15 protein-coding genes are annotated in these 15,113 nt (G+C 75.5%); 6 read left to right on the top strand and 9 right to left on the bottom strand.

The genetic code is table 11. From position 1 onward, the window contains the following. The 6 genes from RCG67_RS09230 to RCG67_RS09205 all read left to right on the top strand — a co-directional run. The coding region (locus RCG67_RS09230; protein ID WP_438612654.1) for a transketolase-like TK C-terminal-containing protein at window positions 1-822 on the top strand (822 nt) is incomplete at its 5' end. A 111-nt stretch (window positions 823-933) separates the two neighbouring features. Further along, entirely contained in the window at window positions 934-2,208 is a 1,275-nt protein-coding gene (locus RCG67_RS09225) for a PucR family transcriptional regulator (RefSeq protein WP_368825832.1), read from the top strand. Window positions 2,209-2,286: 78 nt separating this feature from the next. Further along, window positions 2,287-3,201, top strand: a complete 915-nt coding sequence (locus RCG67_RS09220) for an ACP S-malonyltransferase (RefSeq protein WP_368825831.1) — start codon at window positions 2,287-2,289, stop codon at window positions 3,199-3,201. 111 nt (window positions 3,202-3,312) lie between these two features. Beyond that, window positions 3,313-4,380 carry a beta-ketoacyl-ACP synthase III gene (locus tag RCG67_RS09215; protein ID WP_368825830.1) on the top strand — a complete coding sequence of 356 codons (1,068 nt, stop codon included), beginning with the start codon at window positions 3,313-3,315 and terminating at the stop codon, window positions 4,378-4,380. A 209-nt stretch (window positions 4,381-4,589) separates the two neighbouring features. Beyond that, the gene (locus RCG67_RS09210) at window positions 4,590-4,835 is read left to right on the top strand and encodes an acyl carrier protein (RefSeq protein WP_017833742.1); all 246 of its coding nucleotides are present in this window, start codon (window positions 4,590-4,592) and stop codon (window positions 4,833-4,835) included. A 110-nt stretch (window positions 4,836-4,945) separates the two neighbouring features. Then, window positions 4,946-6,205 carry a beta-ketoacyl-[acyl-carrier-protein] synthase family protein gene (locus RCG67_RS09205; RefSeq protein ID WP_368825829.1) on the top strand — a complete coding sequence of 420 codons (1,260 nt, stop codon included), beginning with the start codon at window positions 4,946-4,948 and terminating at the stop codon, window positions 6,203-6,205. Window positions 6,206-6,321: 116 nt separating this feature from the next. Here the strand turns inward: RCG67_RS09205 and RCG67_RS09200 are convergent, their stop codons facing one another. The 9 genes from RCG67_RS09200 to lepB all read right to left on the bottom strand — a co-directional run bounded on the left by RCG67_RS09200 (window position 6,322) and on the right by lepB (window position 15,079). Continuing rightward, the gene (locus RCG67_RS09200) at window positions 6,322-6,825 is read right to left on the bottom strand and encodes a DUF3145 domain-containing protein (protein WP_058874602.1); all 504 of its coding nucleotides are present in this window, start codon (window positions 6,823-6,825) and stop codon (window positions 6,322-6,324) included. A 309-nt stretch (window positions 6,826-7,134) separates the two neighbouring features. After that, a complete protein-coding gene (locus tag RCG67_RS09195; RefSeq protein ID WP_368825828.1) occupies window positions 7,135-8,085 on the bottom strand; it encodes a tyrosine recombinase XerC in 951 nt (316 codons plus the stop codon). Between the two features lie 9 nt (window positions 8,086-8,094). Continuing rightward, window positions 8,095-9,306 (bottom strand): DNA-processing protein DprA, encoded by a 1,212-nt coding sequence (dprA, locus tag RCG67_RS09190; protein WP_368825827.1) that lies wholly within the window; start codon window positions 9,304-9,306, stop codon window positions 8,095-8,097. Window positions 9,307-9,348: 42 nt separating this feature from the next. Continuing rightward, window positions 9,349-10,929 (bottom strand): YifB family Mg chelatase-like AAA ATPase, encoded by a 1,581-nt coding sequence (locus tag RCG67_RS09185; protein ID WP_368825826.1) that lies wholly within the window; start codon window positions 10,927-10,929, stop codon window positions 9,349-9,351. A gap of 166 nt (window positions 10,930-11,095) precedes the next feature. Continuing rightward, window positions 11,096-12,403 carry a hypothetical protein gene (locus tag RCG67_RS09180; protein WP_368825825.1) on the bottom strand — a complete coding sequence of 436 codons (1,308 nt, stop codon included), beginning with the start codon at window positions 12,401-12,403 and terminating at the stop codon, window positions 11,096-11,098. Between the two features lie 89 nt (window positions 12,404-12,492). Next, a complete protein-coding gene (locus tag RCG67_RS09175; RefSeq protein WP_368825824.1) occupies window positions 12,493-12,861 on the bottom strand; it encodes a YraN family protein in 369 nt (122 codons plus the stop codon). A 199-nt stretch (window positions 12,862-13,060) separates the two neighbouring features. After that, window positions 13,061-13,399 carry a DUF2469 family protein gene (locus RCG67_RS09170; protein ID WP_368825823.1) on the bottom strand — a complete coding sequence of 113 codons (339 nt, stop codon included), beginning with the start codon at window positions 13,397-13,399 and terminating at the stop codon, window positions 13,061-13,063. Then, on the bottom strand, window positions 13,396-14,196 hold the full coding sequence (gene rnhB / locus RCG67_RS09165) for a ribonuclease HII (protein WP_368825822.1): 801 nt from the start codon (window positions 14,194-14,196) through the stop codon (window positions 13,396-13,398). The genes RCG67_RS09170 and rnhB overlap by 4 nt, the downstream gene beginning before the upstream one ends. Beyond that, window positions 14,186-15,079 carry a signal peptidase I gene (gene lepB, locus RCG67_RS09160; RefSeq protein ID WP_368825821.1) on the bottom strand — a complete coding sequence of 298 codons (894 nt, stop codon included), beginning with the start codon at window positions 15,077-15,079 and terminating at the stop codon, window positions 14,186-14,188. The genes rnhB and lepB overlap by 11 nt, the downstream gene beginning before the upstream one ends. Window positions 15,080-15,113 lie beyond the last annotated feature (34 nt).

The following is a 15,113-nucleotide window of genomic DNA, read 5'->3' as shown; positions in this document are numbered from 1 at the left end:
ATCATCGGGGCCACCGCCGGGCGCACCACGCTCACCGGCGAGGGCCTCCAGCACGCCGACGGCCACTCCCCGCTGCTGGCCGCGACCAACCCGGCGGTGGTCTCCTACGACCCGGCCTACGGCTACGAGATCGCCCACATCGTGCGGCGCGGCCTCGAGCACATGTACGGCACGGGCGACGAGGACCACAACGTCATGTACTACCTGACGGTCTACAACGAGCCGTACCAGCAGCCGGCCGAGCCGGAGGGCGTGGACGTCGAGGGCATCGTCAAGGGCATCTACCTGCTCAAGCCCGCCGAGAACGAGGGGCCCCGCGCGCAGCTTCTCGCCTCCGGCGTGGCCGTGCCGTGGGCCCTCGAGGCGCAGAAGCTGCTCGCCGAGGACTGGGGCGTCTCCGCCGACGTCTGGTCGGTGACCTCCTGGGTGGAGCTGCGCCGCGACGGCCTGGCCGCCGAGAAGGAGGCGTTCCTCAACCCCGGCGACGGCACCCGGACCCCGTTCGTGGCCCAGCAGCTGGCCGGGGCCACGGGCCCGGTCGTGGCCGTCTCGGACTTCAGCGCGGACCTGCCGGACAAGATCCGCCAGTTCGTCCCGAACGAGTTCGCGTCCCTGGGCGCCGACAGCTTCGGCTTCTCGGACACCCGCGCCGGCGCCCGCCGGCACTTCAAGATCGACTCCCACTCCATGGTGGTCCGTGCCCTGGAGATGCTCGCCAAGCGCGGCGAGGTCGACTGGCGCGCCCCCGGTGAGGCGATCGAGAAGTACGCCCTGAACGACGTCACCGCCGGCACCTCCGGCAACGCGGGCGGCGACGCCTGAGCGCTGCCCCCGGCGCACCACGGCGCCCCGTCCACCCGAGTCCGGGTGGGCGGGGCGCCGTCGTCGTGGCCGGGTCCGGACGCGGCGACCCGGTGCTCTAAGCTCGGAGGCATGGCAGGACAGGACGGGAACTCCACGACGCGCTGGCTGCGCCCCTCGCGCAGGCGCGCCACGGACCGCTCCCGTCCCGTCGCCCCGCCGCACCCGCGCACGCTCGAGAACCTCAAGGCGAACCTGGGCGCGATCTCCACGGTCGCGACCCGCCGCCTCGAGACGGACCTCGGCTGGTTCGAGGAGCTGCGCGCCGACGAGCGCTCCGAGCTGGGTCTCGTGGCCCAGCGCGGCATCTCCTCGTTCGTGCGCTGGTACGAGGACCCGGAGGAGCCCCTGTGGGTGCTCACCCAGGTCTTCCGGGGCGCGCCCACGGACCTGACCCGCTCCATCTCCCTCCAGCACGCCCTCCAGCTGCTGCGGATCGTGGTGGACGTCGTGGAGGAGAAGGTCCCGGAGCTCGCCAAGCACCACGACGAGGCCGCGCTGCGGGAGGCCGTGCTGCGCTACTCGCGGGAGATCGCCTTCGCCGCCGCCGACGTCTACGCCCGCGCCGCCGAGAACCGCGGCTCGTGGGACGCCCGGCTCGAGTCCCTCGTGGTCGACGGGATCCTCCGGGGGGAGCACTCCGACTCCCTGCGCTCCCGCGTGGCGGCCCTGGGCTGGGTCTCGTCCGGGCCGGTCACCGTGCTCACGGGCTCCGCGCCCGAGGCCGCCGGTCCGTCCACCGTGGCCCGGCTGCGGCGGCTGGCCGGGCGCTACGCGCAGGACTCCCTCGTCTCCATCCAGGGCGACCGGCTCGTGCTCATCCTCGGCGGGCTGTCCGACCGGGACCTCGCCCTCGAGAAGCTGACGGCGGCCTTCGGGCCCGGACCGGTCGCCTACGGCCCGGAGGCCCCCACGGTCTTCGCGGCCGGCCGTTCCGCCCGGCTCGCCCATGCCGCGCTGTCCGTGGCGCCGGCCTGGCCCGCGGCGCCCCGTCCCGTGCACTCCGAGGACCTGTGGCCCGAGCGGGCCATGGCCGGGGACGAGAACGCGCGCACGGCGATGGTCGAGTCCGTGTACCGCCCGCTGACCCGGTCCGCGACCGGGCTCGTGGAGACGCTCTCCGCCTACGTCTCGGTGGGCCACTCCCTGGAGGCCACCGCCCGGGAGCTGTTCGTGCACGCCAACACGGTGCGCTACCGGCTGCGCCGGATCAGCGACCTCACCGGCTGGGACCCCCTCGTCCCCCGCGACGCGTTCGTGCTGCACTGCGCCCTCGTGGCGGGCCGGCTCGCGGACTCGTGCGCGCCCATCGACACGTCCACCCCCGCCGTGGGACCCGTCTTGTAGCTTCCCTACAAACACTGCCGCCGGGCTTCGTGCCCTCCGGGCCCCCGCGCGGGGGCGCATCCTTGCGAAGCTGGAGCGGTGATCGCGATCGTCTGCCCCGGACAGGGCTCCCAGAAACCCGGCTTCCTCACCGAATGGCTCGCCCTCGACGGCGTGCGCGCCCACCTCGAGGAGCTGGGCGAGGCCGCCGGGCTCGACCTCGTGCACTTCGGCACCGAGGCCGACGAGGACACCATCAAGGACACCGCGGTGGCCCAGCCCCTCATCGTGGCCGCAGGTCTCGTGGCGGGCCGGCTGCTCGGCGACCGGATCGGTCCCGGGCGGGACGACCTCCTCTTCGCGGGGCACTCGGTCGGTGAGATCACCGCCTCCGCCCTGGCCGGCGCCCTCACCGAGGCCGATGCCATGGCCTTCGTCCGCACCCGGGCCAACGCCATGGCCGAGGCGGCCGCGGCCGTGCCGACCGGCATGAGCGCGGTGCTCGGCGGCAAGGAGGACGAGGTCCTCGCCGCCATCGAGGCCGCGGGCCTGACCGCCGCCAACGCCAACGGGGGCGGACAGACCGTCGCCGCCGGCACCCTCGAGCAGCTGGCCGCCCTCGCGGAGCACCCTCCGGCCCGCGCCCGGGTGATCCCGCTCAAGGTGGCCGGCGCCTTCCACACCGAGCACATGGCCCCCGCCCTGGAGCCCCTGCGCGAGCTCGTCCCCCGGCTCTCGCCGGCCGACCCCGTGCACCCCCTGCTCTCCAACGCCGACGGCGAGCCCGTGGCCGGCGGCGCCGCGAACCTCGAGGCGCTCGTGGCCCAGGTCTGCCGGCCGGTGCGCTGGGACCTGTGCACCCGCACGCTCCAGGAGCGCGGCGTCGAGCAGCTGGTCGAGCTGCCCCCGGCGGGCACCCTCGTGGGCCTGGCCAAGCGCGGCCTCAAGGGCGTCCCGGCCCTCGCCGTGAACTCCGCGGCGGAGCTGGAGCAGGCCAGGAGTATTCTTGACTGACGTCCGCGCGCGCACCGCGTGCGCCGCCCGTCCCGAGGCCGGAGCAGCCGTTCCGCCCCGCCCAGCCGGCCCGTCCGCCGCGCCCGGCCGCACGAAGGAGCAACGACCCCTGTGGTGACCCTGAAGCAGCAACAGACCAACGCGCACTCCCGGATCCTCGGCCTGGGCGTCTACCGACCGGACGTGGTCGTGACCAACGACGACGTCTGCCAGTGGATCGAGTCCTCGGACGAGTGGATCCAGCAGCGCACCGGCATCAGGACCCGGCACCGGGCCGCCGAGGACGTGAGCGTGCTCGACATGTCCGAGCACGCCGCCCGCGAGGCGCTGAAGGCCGCCGGCATCGAGGCCTCGCAGCTCGGGGCCGTGATCGTCTCCACGATCTCCTTCCCCTATCTCACCCCCTCCGCCGCTGCGGCCCTGGCCGACCGCCTGGGCGCCACCCCGGCGCCCGCCTTCGACATCTCGGCCGCCTGCGCGGGCTACTGCTACGGCATCGCCCAGGCCGACGCCCTCGTGCGCTCGGGAGCCGCCGAGTACGTCCTGGTGATCGGCGTGGAGAAGCTCTCCGACGTCATCGACAACAGCGAGCGCTCCATCTCGTTCCTGCTCGGGGACGGCGCCGGCGCCGTGGTGATCGGCCCGTCCGAGACCCCCGGGATCGGTCCCTCCGTGTGGGGCTCCGACGGATCGAAGTGGGACGCCATCCGGATGACGCACCCGCTCACGGACGTCCGGGCGGTGGAGCAGGGCCGGGAGCGCACCCCGTCGCCCGACCTCGTCGACCCGGAGACCGGCGAGATGGGCGAGGACGCCACCCTCTGGCCGACCCTGCGCCAGGACGGCCAGACGGTCTTCCGCTGGGCCTCGTGGGAGGTCGCCAAGCGCGCGCAGGAGGCCATGGACGTGGCCGGGGTGGCGCCCGAGGACCTGAGCGCCTTCATCCCCCACCAGGCGAACATGCGGATCATCGACCAGATGGCCAAGACGCTCAAGCTCCCCGAGTCCGTGGTCATCGCCCGGGACATCGCCGACGCCGGCAACACGTCCGCCGCGTCCGTGCCGCTGGCGACGCACCGGCTGCTCGCCGAGCACCCGGAGCTGTCCGGGAAGCTGGCCCTGCAGATCGGCTTCGGCGCCGGCCTCGTCTACGGCGCCCAGGTCGTCGTCCTCCCCTGAGCCCCGCCGGCACGCGGGCCGCCCTCCCGGGGCCGATCCACGTGTCGGTGCCGCCGCGGGGCCCTGCGAGTCGTCGTAGGGTTGAACCGCACACCCGTAGTCCCCCGGCCGGGCCCTCACGGCCTGACCGGCACAGATGCACCCGGCACCTGCCCGGGGGCGCCCGTCACCACCGGCTGCTCCGGCAGCCGCAGAGAAAGGAAGCCACCATGGCGAGCAAAGAAGAGATCCTGACCGGCCTGGCCGAGATCGTCAACGAGGAGACCGGTCTCGAGACCGAGGCCGTCCAGCTGGACAAGTCCTTCACCGAGGACCTCGACATCGACTCCATCTCCATGATGACCATCGTGGTCAACGCCGAGGAGAAGTTCGACGTCACGATCCCCGACGAAGAGGTCAAGAACCTGAAGACCGTCGAGGACGCCGTCAACTTCATCGACAACGCCCAGGCCTGATCCGGCCGGTCGGTGCGCGGCGCGGCGGACCGCAGGATCCGCCGCGCCGCACCGACCCGCGACCGGGCGGGCCGCCCCCGCTTCACCCCAGGACACGAGGAAGTGCAGTCATGACCCGCAAAGTAGTCGTCACCGGTCTCGGTGCCACCACCCCGATCGGTGGCACCGTCCCCGAGCTGTGGCGCAGCGCCACCACGGGCGTCTCCGGTGTCAGAGCCATCGAGCACGACTGGGTGGACACCTACGATCTGGGCGTGCGGATCGCCGCGCCCGTCTCGACGCCCGCCAGCGAGGTGCTCCCCCGGGTCGAGGCCAAGCGCCTGGACCCCTCCGGGCAGCTGTCCGTCATCGCCGCCCGGGAGGCGTGGGCCGACGCCGGCTTCTCCGGCCACAACGCCGAGAGCTCCGCCGAGGTCGATCCGGACCGCTTCGCCGTGGCCTTCGGCACCGGCATCGGCGGGGTCTGGACCCTGCTGGACGCCTACGACACCCTCCAGAAGCGCGGCGCCCGGCGCGTCATGCCCCTCACGGTCCCGATGCTCATGCCCAACGGCAACGCGGCGGCCGTCGGCATGGACCTCAAGGCCCGCGCCGCGTCCATCACGCCCGTCTCGGCGTGCGCCTCCGGCACGGAGGCCTTCTACCAGGGCATGAACCTCATCCGCTCCGGCAAGGCGGACCTCGTGGTGGTCGGCGGCGCCGAGTCCGCCATCCACCCCGTCACCATCGCGGCGTTCTCCTCGATGCAGGCGCTGTCCAAGCGCAACGACGAGCCCGAGCGCGCGTCCCGCCCCTACGACACCGCCCGTGACGGGTTCGTGATGGGCGAGGGCGCCGGCGCCGTGGTCCTCGAGTCGGAGGAGCACGCCCGCGCCCGCGGCGCACGGGTCTACGCCGAGCTCGCCGGCGCCGGGCTCACCTCGGACGCCTACCACATCACCGCGCCCGACGAGGAGGGCCGCGGCGCGGCCCGTGCCCTCGAGGAGGCCATGGAGACCGGGGAGTTCGGCCCGGCCGACGTCCGGCACGTCAACGCCCACGCGACCTCGACGCCCAAGGGCGACGCCCCCGAGGCCGGTGCGCTGCGCCGCGCGTTCGGCTCGGCGGTGGACGACATGTGCGTCTCGGCGACCAAGTCGATGACCGGCCACATCCTGGGCGGCTCGGGCGCCGTGGAGGCCGTGCTCACCGTGCTCGCCGTGCACCACCGCACCGCGCCGTGCACCATCAACCTGGAGAACCAGGACCCGGAGATCGACCTCGACGTCGTCACCGACGCCCGCGGCCTTCCGTCCGGCGACTTCGTGGCCGTGTCCAACTCCTTCGGCTTCGGCGGCCACAACGCGGTCGCCGCGTTCCGCACCGTCTGAGCGCCCGCCCCGCGGAACCTCCGGAACGCGCGCGAAGGGCCGTCCCGCTGCTCGCGGGACGGCCCTTCGCGCGTGGCGGCCCCCGTCCCCCGGAGGCGGGGCGGGACCGTGGCGGCTCAGCCGACGCGGTGCAGCCAGCGCACCGGGGCGCCCTCCGCGGCGTGCCGGAACGGCTCGAGCTCCTCGTCCCAGGCCTCGCCCAGGGCCAGGGACAGCTCGTTGACGACGAGCAGCGGATTGCCGGCCGCCGTCTCGTAGGCGTAGCGGATCCGGTCCTCGGAGACCATGATGTTGCCGGCGGCGTCGGTGGTCGCGTGGAAGATCCCGAGCTCCGGGGTGAAGGACCAGCGGGCGCCGTCGTGACCGCGGCACGGGTTCTCGGTGACCTCGAACCGGAGGCGGCCCATCGTGCGCAGCGCCGAGGCGAGCAGGGCGCCGGTCCCGGCCGGCCCCGACCACTCCAGCTCGGCGCGCACGGAGCCGGGCTCGGCGTTCTGCTGGGTCCACTCGAGCTCGGTGCGCTGGCGCGCGACCGACTCCAGCGCCCACTGGATGTGCGGGCACAGGGCTCGCGGAGCCGAGTGCACGTAGAGCACTCCGCGCGTGGTGGGTGAAGACATGACCTGTTCCTCCGTCGTGTAGGTACGTCTTCCCCAACGCCCTGCACGGAAGCGGTCCCACCCGCCGGGTCGCGGCGGGCGTGCCGCACCCGGACGATGCTGTTGTCCGGCCTCCCGTGCCGCCGCGGGGATTCGAGGCCCGCGCGGCGCCCGGTCGCACCGGTGCCGCACCCGTCGTTCCGGCCGGTGCCGTGCCCGTTGCCGTGTCCGGGACGTCGAGTACAATACGCCACTCATTCAACTGCAAACATTCCACGGGCGTCAACCCGGGGTCCCGTGCTGTCCCCGGGATCCGCGCCCGAGCGCACGTCAGGCCCGGGGGTGGGCCTGGCGGTAGACGGAGCCGAGGCGGTCCACGGACACGTGCGTGTAGATCTGGGTGGTCGCCACGGACGCGTGGCCCAGCAGCTCCTGCACCGTGCGCAGGTCCGCGCCGCCGTCCACGAGGTGCGTAGCCGCCGAGTGCCGCAGGGCGTGGGGACCCCGCGCGGCGGTGTCGGCGACGGCGCCGAGCTCGCGCTCCACGACCCGCCGGACCTGCCGGGCGTCGATGCGCCCGCCCCGGGAGCCGAGGAACAGCGCCGGCCCGCTGCCCGGGCCCGCGAGGACCGGCCGCCGGGCCAGCCAGAGCCCCAGCGCCTCGTCCGCGGGTCCGCCGAAGGGCACCGTGCGCTCCTTGTCGCCCTTGCCGAGCACCCTGAGCACGCGCCGGGAGCGGTCGACGTCGTCGACGTCGGCGCCGGTGAGCTCGCCCACCCGGGCCCCGGTGGCGTACAGCAGCTCGAGGAGGGCGCGGTCCCGGGCGGCGAGCGCGGCCTCCGGTCCACTGGTCCCGGGCGCGGTGGAGCGCGCCGCGAGGTCGTCGAGCAGCTCCCGCAGCCCGTCGGCGGGCACGACGTCCGGGAGGTGGCGCCGGCGCCGGGGGGCCACGAGCCGCAGGCTGGGATCGGTGCCCACGAGGCCCGTGGCGGCGGCCCAGCCGAAGAACCCGCGGACGGACGCCGTCCAGCGGGCCATGGACGCCCGGCCCGCCCCCTCGGCGTGCCGGGCGGCCAGCCACGCCCGGAGCATGTCCAGGTCCACGGCGGCCGGCGCCGCCACCCCGTGCCGGGCGTGCAGCCAGCCGAAGAGTGCTCGGAGGTCGCCCGTGTAGGCCTGCACGGTGCTGGGGCTGCGGGCCAGCTCGTGCACCAGGTGGTCCGCGTACCGCTCCAGGGCGCGGACCACGGCCGTGGGCAGCGGGGCGGCGTCCGAGGTCATGGGGCGAGTCTAGCGACGGCGGCGCCAGCCCTGCCCCGATCCCTCCGCCAGGCCGCGCTCCTCGAGCCGGCGCAGTCCGCCCAGCACCTCGCGGACGGACAGCCCGGCGACGCGGGACAGGTGGTCCGGGCGGCTGGGCGACGTCAGGGGCAGGGCGTCGAGGAGCACGCGGTCGCGGTCCGGGAGCCCGTCGACGACGGAGACGGGGCCGGGGCGGTCCGGGACCGCTGCCGTGCCGATCGGCTGGACCAGCTCGAGCACCTCGTCGACGTCCGTCACCAGGACGGCGGTGCCCTCCCGCACCAGCCGGTGACACCCTGCGGAGGTGTCGGCGTGGACGCTGCCGGGCACCGCGCCCACGGGACGGCTCAGCCCGTCGGCGTGGTGCGCGGTGTTCTGGGCGCCCGAGCGCCATCGTGCCTCGACCACCACCGTGCCGGCCGAGAGGGCGGCGATGATCCGGTTGCGCTGGAGGAAGCGGTACCGGCTGGGTGTGCAGCCGGGGGCGACCTCGGCCAGGAGCAGGCCGGCGTCCTCGACCCGGCGGAGCAGCTCCCGGTTGCCGGGCGGGTAGAGGCGGTCGATCCCGCACGCCATGACCGAGACCGTGGCGGGGTGCGCGGTGCCGGTGGCCAGCGCGGCGGAGTGCGCGGCCTCGTCGACGCCGTGGGCGCCGCCGGAGACGACCGTCCAGCCGCGGGCGGCCAGGGCGCCCGCGAGGTCCAGGGCCACGTGCCGGCCGTAGGTCGAGCAGTCGCGGGAGCCGACGACGGCGACGGCTCGGGCGGCGGGGAACCCGAGGAGCCGCCGGTCGCCGCGGCCCCACAGGCCCACCGGCCGGAACAGGCCCAGATCGCCGAGCGCCGCGGGCCAGTCGGGGTCCTCGGGGACCGCGAACCACGCCCCGGCCCGCGTGGCCGCCGCCAGGTCCTCGACGGGGTCGAGCTCCGCCGCCCGGGGTCCCCAGCGGGCCAGGGCGCGCCGGAGGTCGACCTGCCGGGGACCGTAGCCGGCCTCCGCCGCGGCCCGGACGAACACCGGGTGCTCCGCTGCCCCGATGGGGCGTGCTCCGGTGGCGATCTCGAGCGCGGCGACCGGTCCGAGCGCCGCCAGGAGCAGCATCGCGGTGGGGTCCGTGGGCTCCACGAGCCGGGACAGGCCGGCCCGGGCCAGCAGCAGCGGGTCGTGGTCGGGGCGCGGAGCCGACGGGGTGGGGTGCACGGCGGGATCCTCCTGTCTCGGGCGGGGCGGACGCGGCGGCGCTCAGGCCGGCACGAGGGAGCGGAAGTACAGCGCGGTGTCGACGTCGTCCAGGACGGGCGCGCCGCGGCCCTCGAGGTCGGCCAGCGTCCAGGCGACCCGGAGCACCCGCTGGTGACCGCGGGCGGTCAGGGAGCCGCGGTCCATCGCCCGCTCCAGCGGCGCGGTGACCGCGCGCGGCGGCCGCAGGGCACCGTGCAAGAGACTGCCCCCGAGCTCGGCGTTGGTGCGCAGGCCCAGGCCGCGGAGGCGCTCCGCCTGCGCGGCCCGCGCGCGGGTGACGCGCACGGCGACCTCCGCGGTGGTCTCCCCCTGCCCGGCCCCGGCGGCGAGCTCGCCGTAGGACACCTTGGGGACGGAGATCTGCAGGTCCACCCGGTCCAGCAGCGGTCCGCTCAGCTTGCCGAAGTAGCCGCGGCGGACCCGCGGGGTGCACGTGCAGTCGGCGCCGTGTCCCCCGGAGCGACCGCACGGACAGGGGTTCGCGGCGAGCACCAGCTGGAAGCGGGCGGGGTAGACCGCCGAGGCCGCGGACCGGTCGATCGTGACCCGGCCGTTCTCGAGGGGCTGGCGCAGTGCGTCGATCACCCCGCGGTCGAACTCGGGGGCCTCGTCGAGGAAGAGGACGCCGCGGTGCGCCCGGGAAGCCGCGCCGGGCCGCGGGATGCCGGCCCCGCCCCCGAACAGGGCGGCCGCCGAGGCCGTGTGGTGCGGGGCCTCGAACGGCGGCCGGCGGATCAGGGCGGTGCACCGCCCGGCGGCCCCGTCGAGCGAGTGGACGGCCGTGACCTCCATCGCGGCGTCGTCCTCGAGGTCCGGGAGCAGCCCGGGGAGCCGCTCGGCGAGCATCGTCTTGCCGGACCCGGGCGGGCCGACCATGAGCAGGTGGTGCCCTCCCGCGGCGGCGATCTCCAGGGCCAGCCGGCCGTCGGCCTGTCCGGCGACGTCGGCGAGGTCGGGCGCGGCGTGCGGGACGGGGTCCGTCCCGGCACGAGCCGTCCCGGCCCCGTCGGCCCCCGCAGCGCCCGGCGCGCCCGGACCGGGCCCGGCCGGTGCGGGCCGGCGCAGTCCCGCAGGATCGGCTCCGGCGGCGGCGAGCACCTCGGCGAGGCAGCCGAACCCCTGCACCCGGGCGCCGGGGACCAGTCCCGCCTCCGCGGCGTTCGCCGCCGGCACGACGATCCGCTCGTGCCCCGCGCGCACCGCCGCCATGACGGCCGGCAGGATGCCGCGCACGGGCCGCAGCGCCCCGTCGAGCCCCAGCTCCGCGAGGAAGACGGTCCGCCCCGTCGGGGGCACGCCCCCGGCGGCCTGCAGGGCGCTCATCACGATGGCGAGGTCGAAGAGGGACCCGCGCTTGGGCAGGGTCGCCGGGGTCAGGTTGACCGTGAGCTTGCGGGGGCTCAGCGGCATCCCGCTGTTGCGCGCCGCTGCCCGCAGCCGTTCCCTGGCCTCGTTGAGCGCCGCGTCCGGCAGGCCCACGATGGAGAACGCCGGGAGGGTCTGGCCGATGTCCGCCTCGACCTCCACCATCGACCCGTCGAGCCCGACCAGGGCCACGGCCCACGTGCGCGCGAAGCCCATCAGCGCACCCCCGCGGTGCGTGCGGACGGGCCCGGTGGGCGGCGGGCTGGGGCGGTGGACGGGACGTCACGGCGACGGTGCATGGGGAACCTCCTGGTTCCCATGCTGGGCGGCCCGGACGCCGAGCGTCAGCCCTGCACGCCCGGCAGTGGACAGCAGCGCCGGATCAGACCTGCTCGGTCCCGCTGGGGAGCGAGGGTTCCGCCGTGGCGGTGGTCGACGGAGCGGTGGTCGACGGAGCGGTGGTCGACGGAGCGGTGGTCGACGGAGCGGTCGTCGGGGCCACGGTCGCGGCCGTGGGTGCCGGGGTGGGCGTCGGGGACGGGCTCGGCGGCCAGTTCCGGCGTCCGGTGGGGCTCGGCGAGGGCGAGGCCGTCGCGCCGGCGGTGGCACCGTTGCCGTCCGGGTCCGGGGTCGCGCCCCCGCCGGTGTCGTTGTTCCCGGCGGGCGGGATCGTGTCCACCGGCGGCTGGGCGGTCGTGGGAGCGGGGGACGGCGTGGGCGTCGGCTCGGCCGTGGGCTGCTGCGCGGGCGGCGGTGCCGGACCCGCCGTCGGCTCGGCCACGGGGGCGCAGGCCGTGCTCCAGGCCGCCTGCTGGGCGGGCCCGGACGGCTGGGACGGGTCCGAGCAGTCCGGCTCGTACACGGGCTCGGCGCCGGGGACCGGGGCGGGCTCCGCCGTGGCAGGTGCCGCCGGCGGCTGCGCGGCCGGCCGGGCAGGTTCCGGGGCCGCCGGGGCTGCCGGGGCCGGCTCCGCCTCGAGCCGTTCCCGGGGCGCGGAGCTCGGCACGCCCGCCCGGAACTGGCGCTGCTCCGGACCGTGCCCCACGGGGGCGGGATCGAGGGCCCGGTCGTTCGGGTACGGGGACAGCTCGACGTCGTCGAAGCTGCGCGGCAGACTCTCGAAGTCGCCGATCATGAGCTCGCGGCCGGTGCTGCCGGCGGGGACGGCACCGGTGTACTGGGCGATCAGCTCGTGCGTGCGGACGTCGAGCCGGGCCCCTTCCCCGGGCTCCAGCAGCGAGCCGTCGGCCGTCCAGAAGCCGCCCTCCCCGGAGCGGTTCGGGTCCCAGTCGGACAGGACCTCGGCGGCCGGCTCGAACGGGAACTGGCCGCCCTCGTGGCTGATCACCTTGAGGTCGTCGATCTGCACGGTGCGCGTGCCCTCGGTGTTGTCGATGTGCATCTCGACGTACGTCACCGGCTCCACGTGCAGGTCCTGCCGCAGCTGCTCGACCTCGTCGTCCGGGGCCGGCACCGTGGGCAGGTCGAAGGTGATGACCGCGCCCTCCTCGGTGGTGAGGGCGTAGGGACCCGGGCTGAGACCGCTCGGCGCGGTGGTGACGGTGCCCGGCTGCGCGATCGCCTCGGGCTCGGAGGCCTTCAGCACGCCGCACCCCGTGGCGGTCAGCGCGACAGCTGCCGCGAGGGCCGCGGCGCGTCGTGGAGCGGCGAGCGGTCCCGCAGCGACCACAGCACACCTCCGTCGTTCTCCCGGTCATCGACGGTCCAACATTGGCACGTCCCACGAGGCATGTCACGCGGGCCGCGGCGCGGCGCGTCTCATTGGATCTGCCGCAGGACCTCGATCTCCGGCACCCCGTCGTGTGCGAAAGTAATTGCAACAGCATCGACCCTGATCACTTGGGGGTCGCGGCCGTGGGCCCGGGCCCAGGCGGCCGCCAGGCGGTGCAGGCGCACGATCTTCTGCCGCGTAATGGACTCCAGCGGATGCCCGTAACGCAGGCTCGAGCGCGTCTTCACCTCGACGACGACCACCCGTCCGTCGTGCTCCGCGACGAGGTCGGCCTCGCCGCGCAGGCCGTCCCGGGACGGGACGGCGCGCCAGTTGCGCGCCAGCACGCGGTAGCCCCGTGCCTCGAGGTGCGCCGCCGCCAGCCGCTCGCCGCGCGCTCCCAGCTCCTCGGACACGGGTCGCCTCCCTCCCGACGGGCCCCGGCAGGAGCCGGGCCGGGCTCCCATGGTGGGCCGCGCCGGCGGCCGGCCGCGGCGGCCGGCGCGCCGTGTGCAGGGCGGGTCAGGAGGCGGCGGGATCCGCGGGTCCGGCGGCACCGTGTGCAGGGCGGGTCTCAGGAGGCCGCGGGTCCGGCGGCGCCGTGTGCAGGGCGGATCAGGGGGCCGGGGGGTCCGCGGGTCCGGGGGCGCCGGGCACCGGGAACGGGTCCGTGTGCGCGAGCTCCTCGACGTTGACGTCCTTGAAGCTCATCACGTGCACGTGCTTGACGAACCGGGCCGAGCGGTAGACGTCCCACACCCACGCGTCCTTGAGCTCGACATCGAAGTAGAGCCCGTTCTTCGTCTCGACCGGCTCGATCCGGACGGAGTTGGCCAGGTAGAAGCGCCGGTCCGTCTCCACCACGAACTGGAAGAGCCCCGCGACGTCCCGGTACTCGCGGTACAGCTGCAGCTCGAGGTCCGTCTCGAAGTTCTCGAGCTCTTCGGCGCTCATGTCGTCCCCTCTCCGGTCCTGCTCGGGCCGGCCGCGGCCGGCGTCAGGCGCCAGCTCAGCCGGTGGTGGGGCGTGGCCCCGTGCTCCTCGAGGGCCCGCCGGTGCCGCTCGGCGCCGTAGCCCTTGTTGCTCTCCCAACCGTACTGCGGCCATCCGTCCGCGAGCTCGCCCATGATCCGGTCCCGCTCCACCTTCGCCAGCACGCTCGCCGCGGCGACGGACGCGCACGCCAGGTCCGCCTTGACGCGGGTCACGACCGTCCCCGCCCACACGGGCGCCCGGGCCCCCGCCCCCGCGGGACCGGGGCCGGAACCGGGGTGTACATCGACGCCGTCGACGCCGTCGAACAGCGTGCCCGCACCGGGTCCGGAGAGCCAGTCGTGGCCGCCGTCCAGGAGCACGACGTCGGGCAGCGCGCCCCGCTGCGCGGCCGCCGCGATCGCCCGGCGCCCGGCGAGGCGCAGCGCTGCCGTCAGGCCGAGCCCGTCGATCTCCTGCGGCGAGGCGTGGCCGACCCCGCCGGCCGCGCACCACTCGAGGATGCGCGGCACGAGCGCCTCGCGCCGGGCGGGGCTGAGCAGCTTGCTGTCCCGCAGCCCGGGCACGCCGCGCTCGGTGCCGGGGCGCAGGACGACCACTCCGGCGGTGACCGGTCCGGCGAGCGCCCCGCGGCCCACCTCGTCCATCCCGCCCACGAGGCGCCCGTCCGGCCCCGCCAGGGACCGTTCGGCGGCGAGCCCGGGAGGCCGGCCCCGCGGCGGCGCCGTGCGCCGGACCCGCCGGGGCTCAGGAGCCACCGGCGGACCGGTCCGGGACGTCCGCGAAGACCTCGCCCGGGTTCTGCAGCAGCTGGAACCGGTCGAGCGGCCAGGCGATGACGAACGCGGTGCCCACGACGTCGTCGTGGCTGATGAAGGCGCCGTTCTCCGCGATCTCCGCCAGGTGGACGCGGGCGTCGGCGGACGCGTCCCGGTGGTCGCCCAGGACGAAGTAGTGGTTCTCGGGGACCTGCACCTCGAACTCGAGCTCCGAGGGCGCGGACCCGGGGTAGAGGTAGGCGTCCCGCTCCTCGAGGGCCTCCCCGTTGACCGTGACCCGGCCCGAGGCGTCGCAGCAGGCGACGGTGTCTCCCCCGACCCCGATGACCCGCTTGATCAGGTGCTGGTCCGTGCGGTCGGGCAGCACGCCCACGAAGGCCAGGGCGTCGTAGACGGCGTCGGTGGGCCCGCCGCCGCTGTCGGGCTGGGGGGGCAGCCAGCCCTTCGCGTCCTCGAACACGACGATGTCGCCGCGCTCGAGGGGCCCGAACGTGGGCTCGACCACGTTGACGAAGATGCGGTCGTTGAGCTGGAGCGTGTTCTCCATCGAGCCGGAGGGGATGTAGAAGCCCCGCACCAGCAGGGTCTTCACGACGAAGGCGATCAGCACGGCCCAGACCAGCACGAGGAGGATCTCCCGCACCGAGCCCCACAACGTGTCGGGGCGCTGCTTGCGGGCGCGCCTGCCCGCCGCACGGCGGCCTTCGCGCCGGGACACGGGCTCCGGTGCGTCCTCGGGGCCGTCGGCGGGGGCCGCGGAGCGCTCCGCGCCGGCCGTGGACGCCGCCGGGACGGGAACGGCGGCGTCGCCGGGGTTCTCCTGGGGCACGCCGTCGCCGGCGGGCTGGGTCCTGTCGGCCACTGGCTTCGTCCTTCCTGGGCGGACGCCGGTGGGC

It is taken from the genome of Kocuria cellulosilytica, assembly GCF_040981245.1.
Taxonomy (GTDB): Bacteria; Actinomycetota; Actinomycetes; order Actinomycetales; family Micrococcaceae; genus Kocuria; species Kocuria cellulosilytica.
The sequence above is the reverse complement of the archived record's forward strand: the minus strand, read 5'-3'. Positions and strand labels throughout refer to the sequence as shown.

What these genes read in the sequence shown, in the direction of transcription:
- RCG67_RS09225 (WP_368825832.1), top strand. Translation starts at nt 934, where the DNA reads ATGGCAGGACAGGACGGGAACTCCACGACGCGCTGGCTGCGCCCCTCG.
- RCG67_RS09210 (WP_017833742.1), top strand. Translation starts at nt 4,590, where the DNA reads ATGGCGAGCAAAGAAGAGATCCTGACCGGCCTGGCCGAGATCGTCAAC.
- RCG67_RS09205 (WP_368825829.1), top strand. Translation starts at nt 4,946, where the DNA reads ATGACCCGCAAAGTAGTCGTCACCGGTCTCGGTGCCACCACCCCGATC.
- RCG67_RS09200 (WP_058874602.1), bottom strand. Translation starts at nt 6,825, where the DNA reads ATGTCTTCACCCACCACGCGCGGAGTGCTCTACGTGCACTCGGCTCCG.
- RCG67_RS09195 (WP_368825828.1), bottom strand. Translation starts at nt 8,085, where the DNA reads ATGACCTCGGACGCCGCCCCGCTGCCCACGGCCGTGGTCCGCGCCCTG.
- RCG67_RS09185 (WP_368825826.1), bottom strand. Translation starts at nt 10,929, where the DNA reads ATGGGCTTCGCGCGCACGTGGGCCGTGGCCCTGGTCGGGCTCGACGGG.
- RCG67_RS09170 (WP_368825823.1), bottom strand. Translation starts at nt 13,399, where the DNA reads ATGAGCGCCGAAGAGCTCGAGAACTTCGAGACGGACCTCGAGCTGCAG.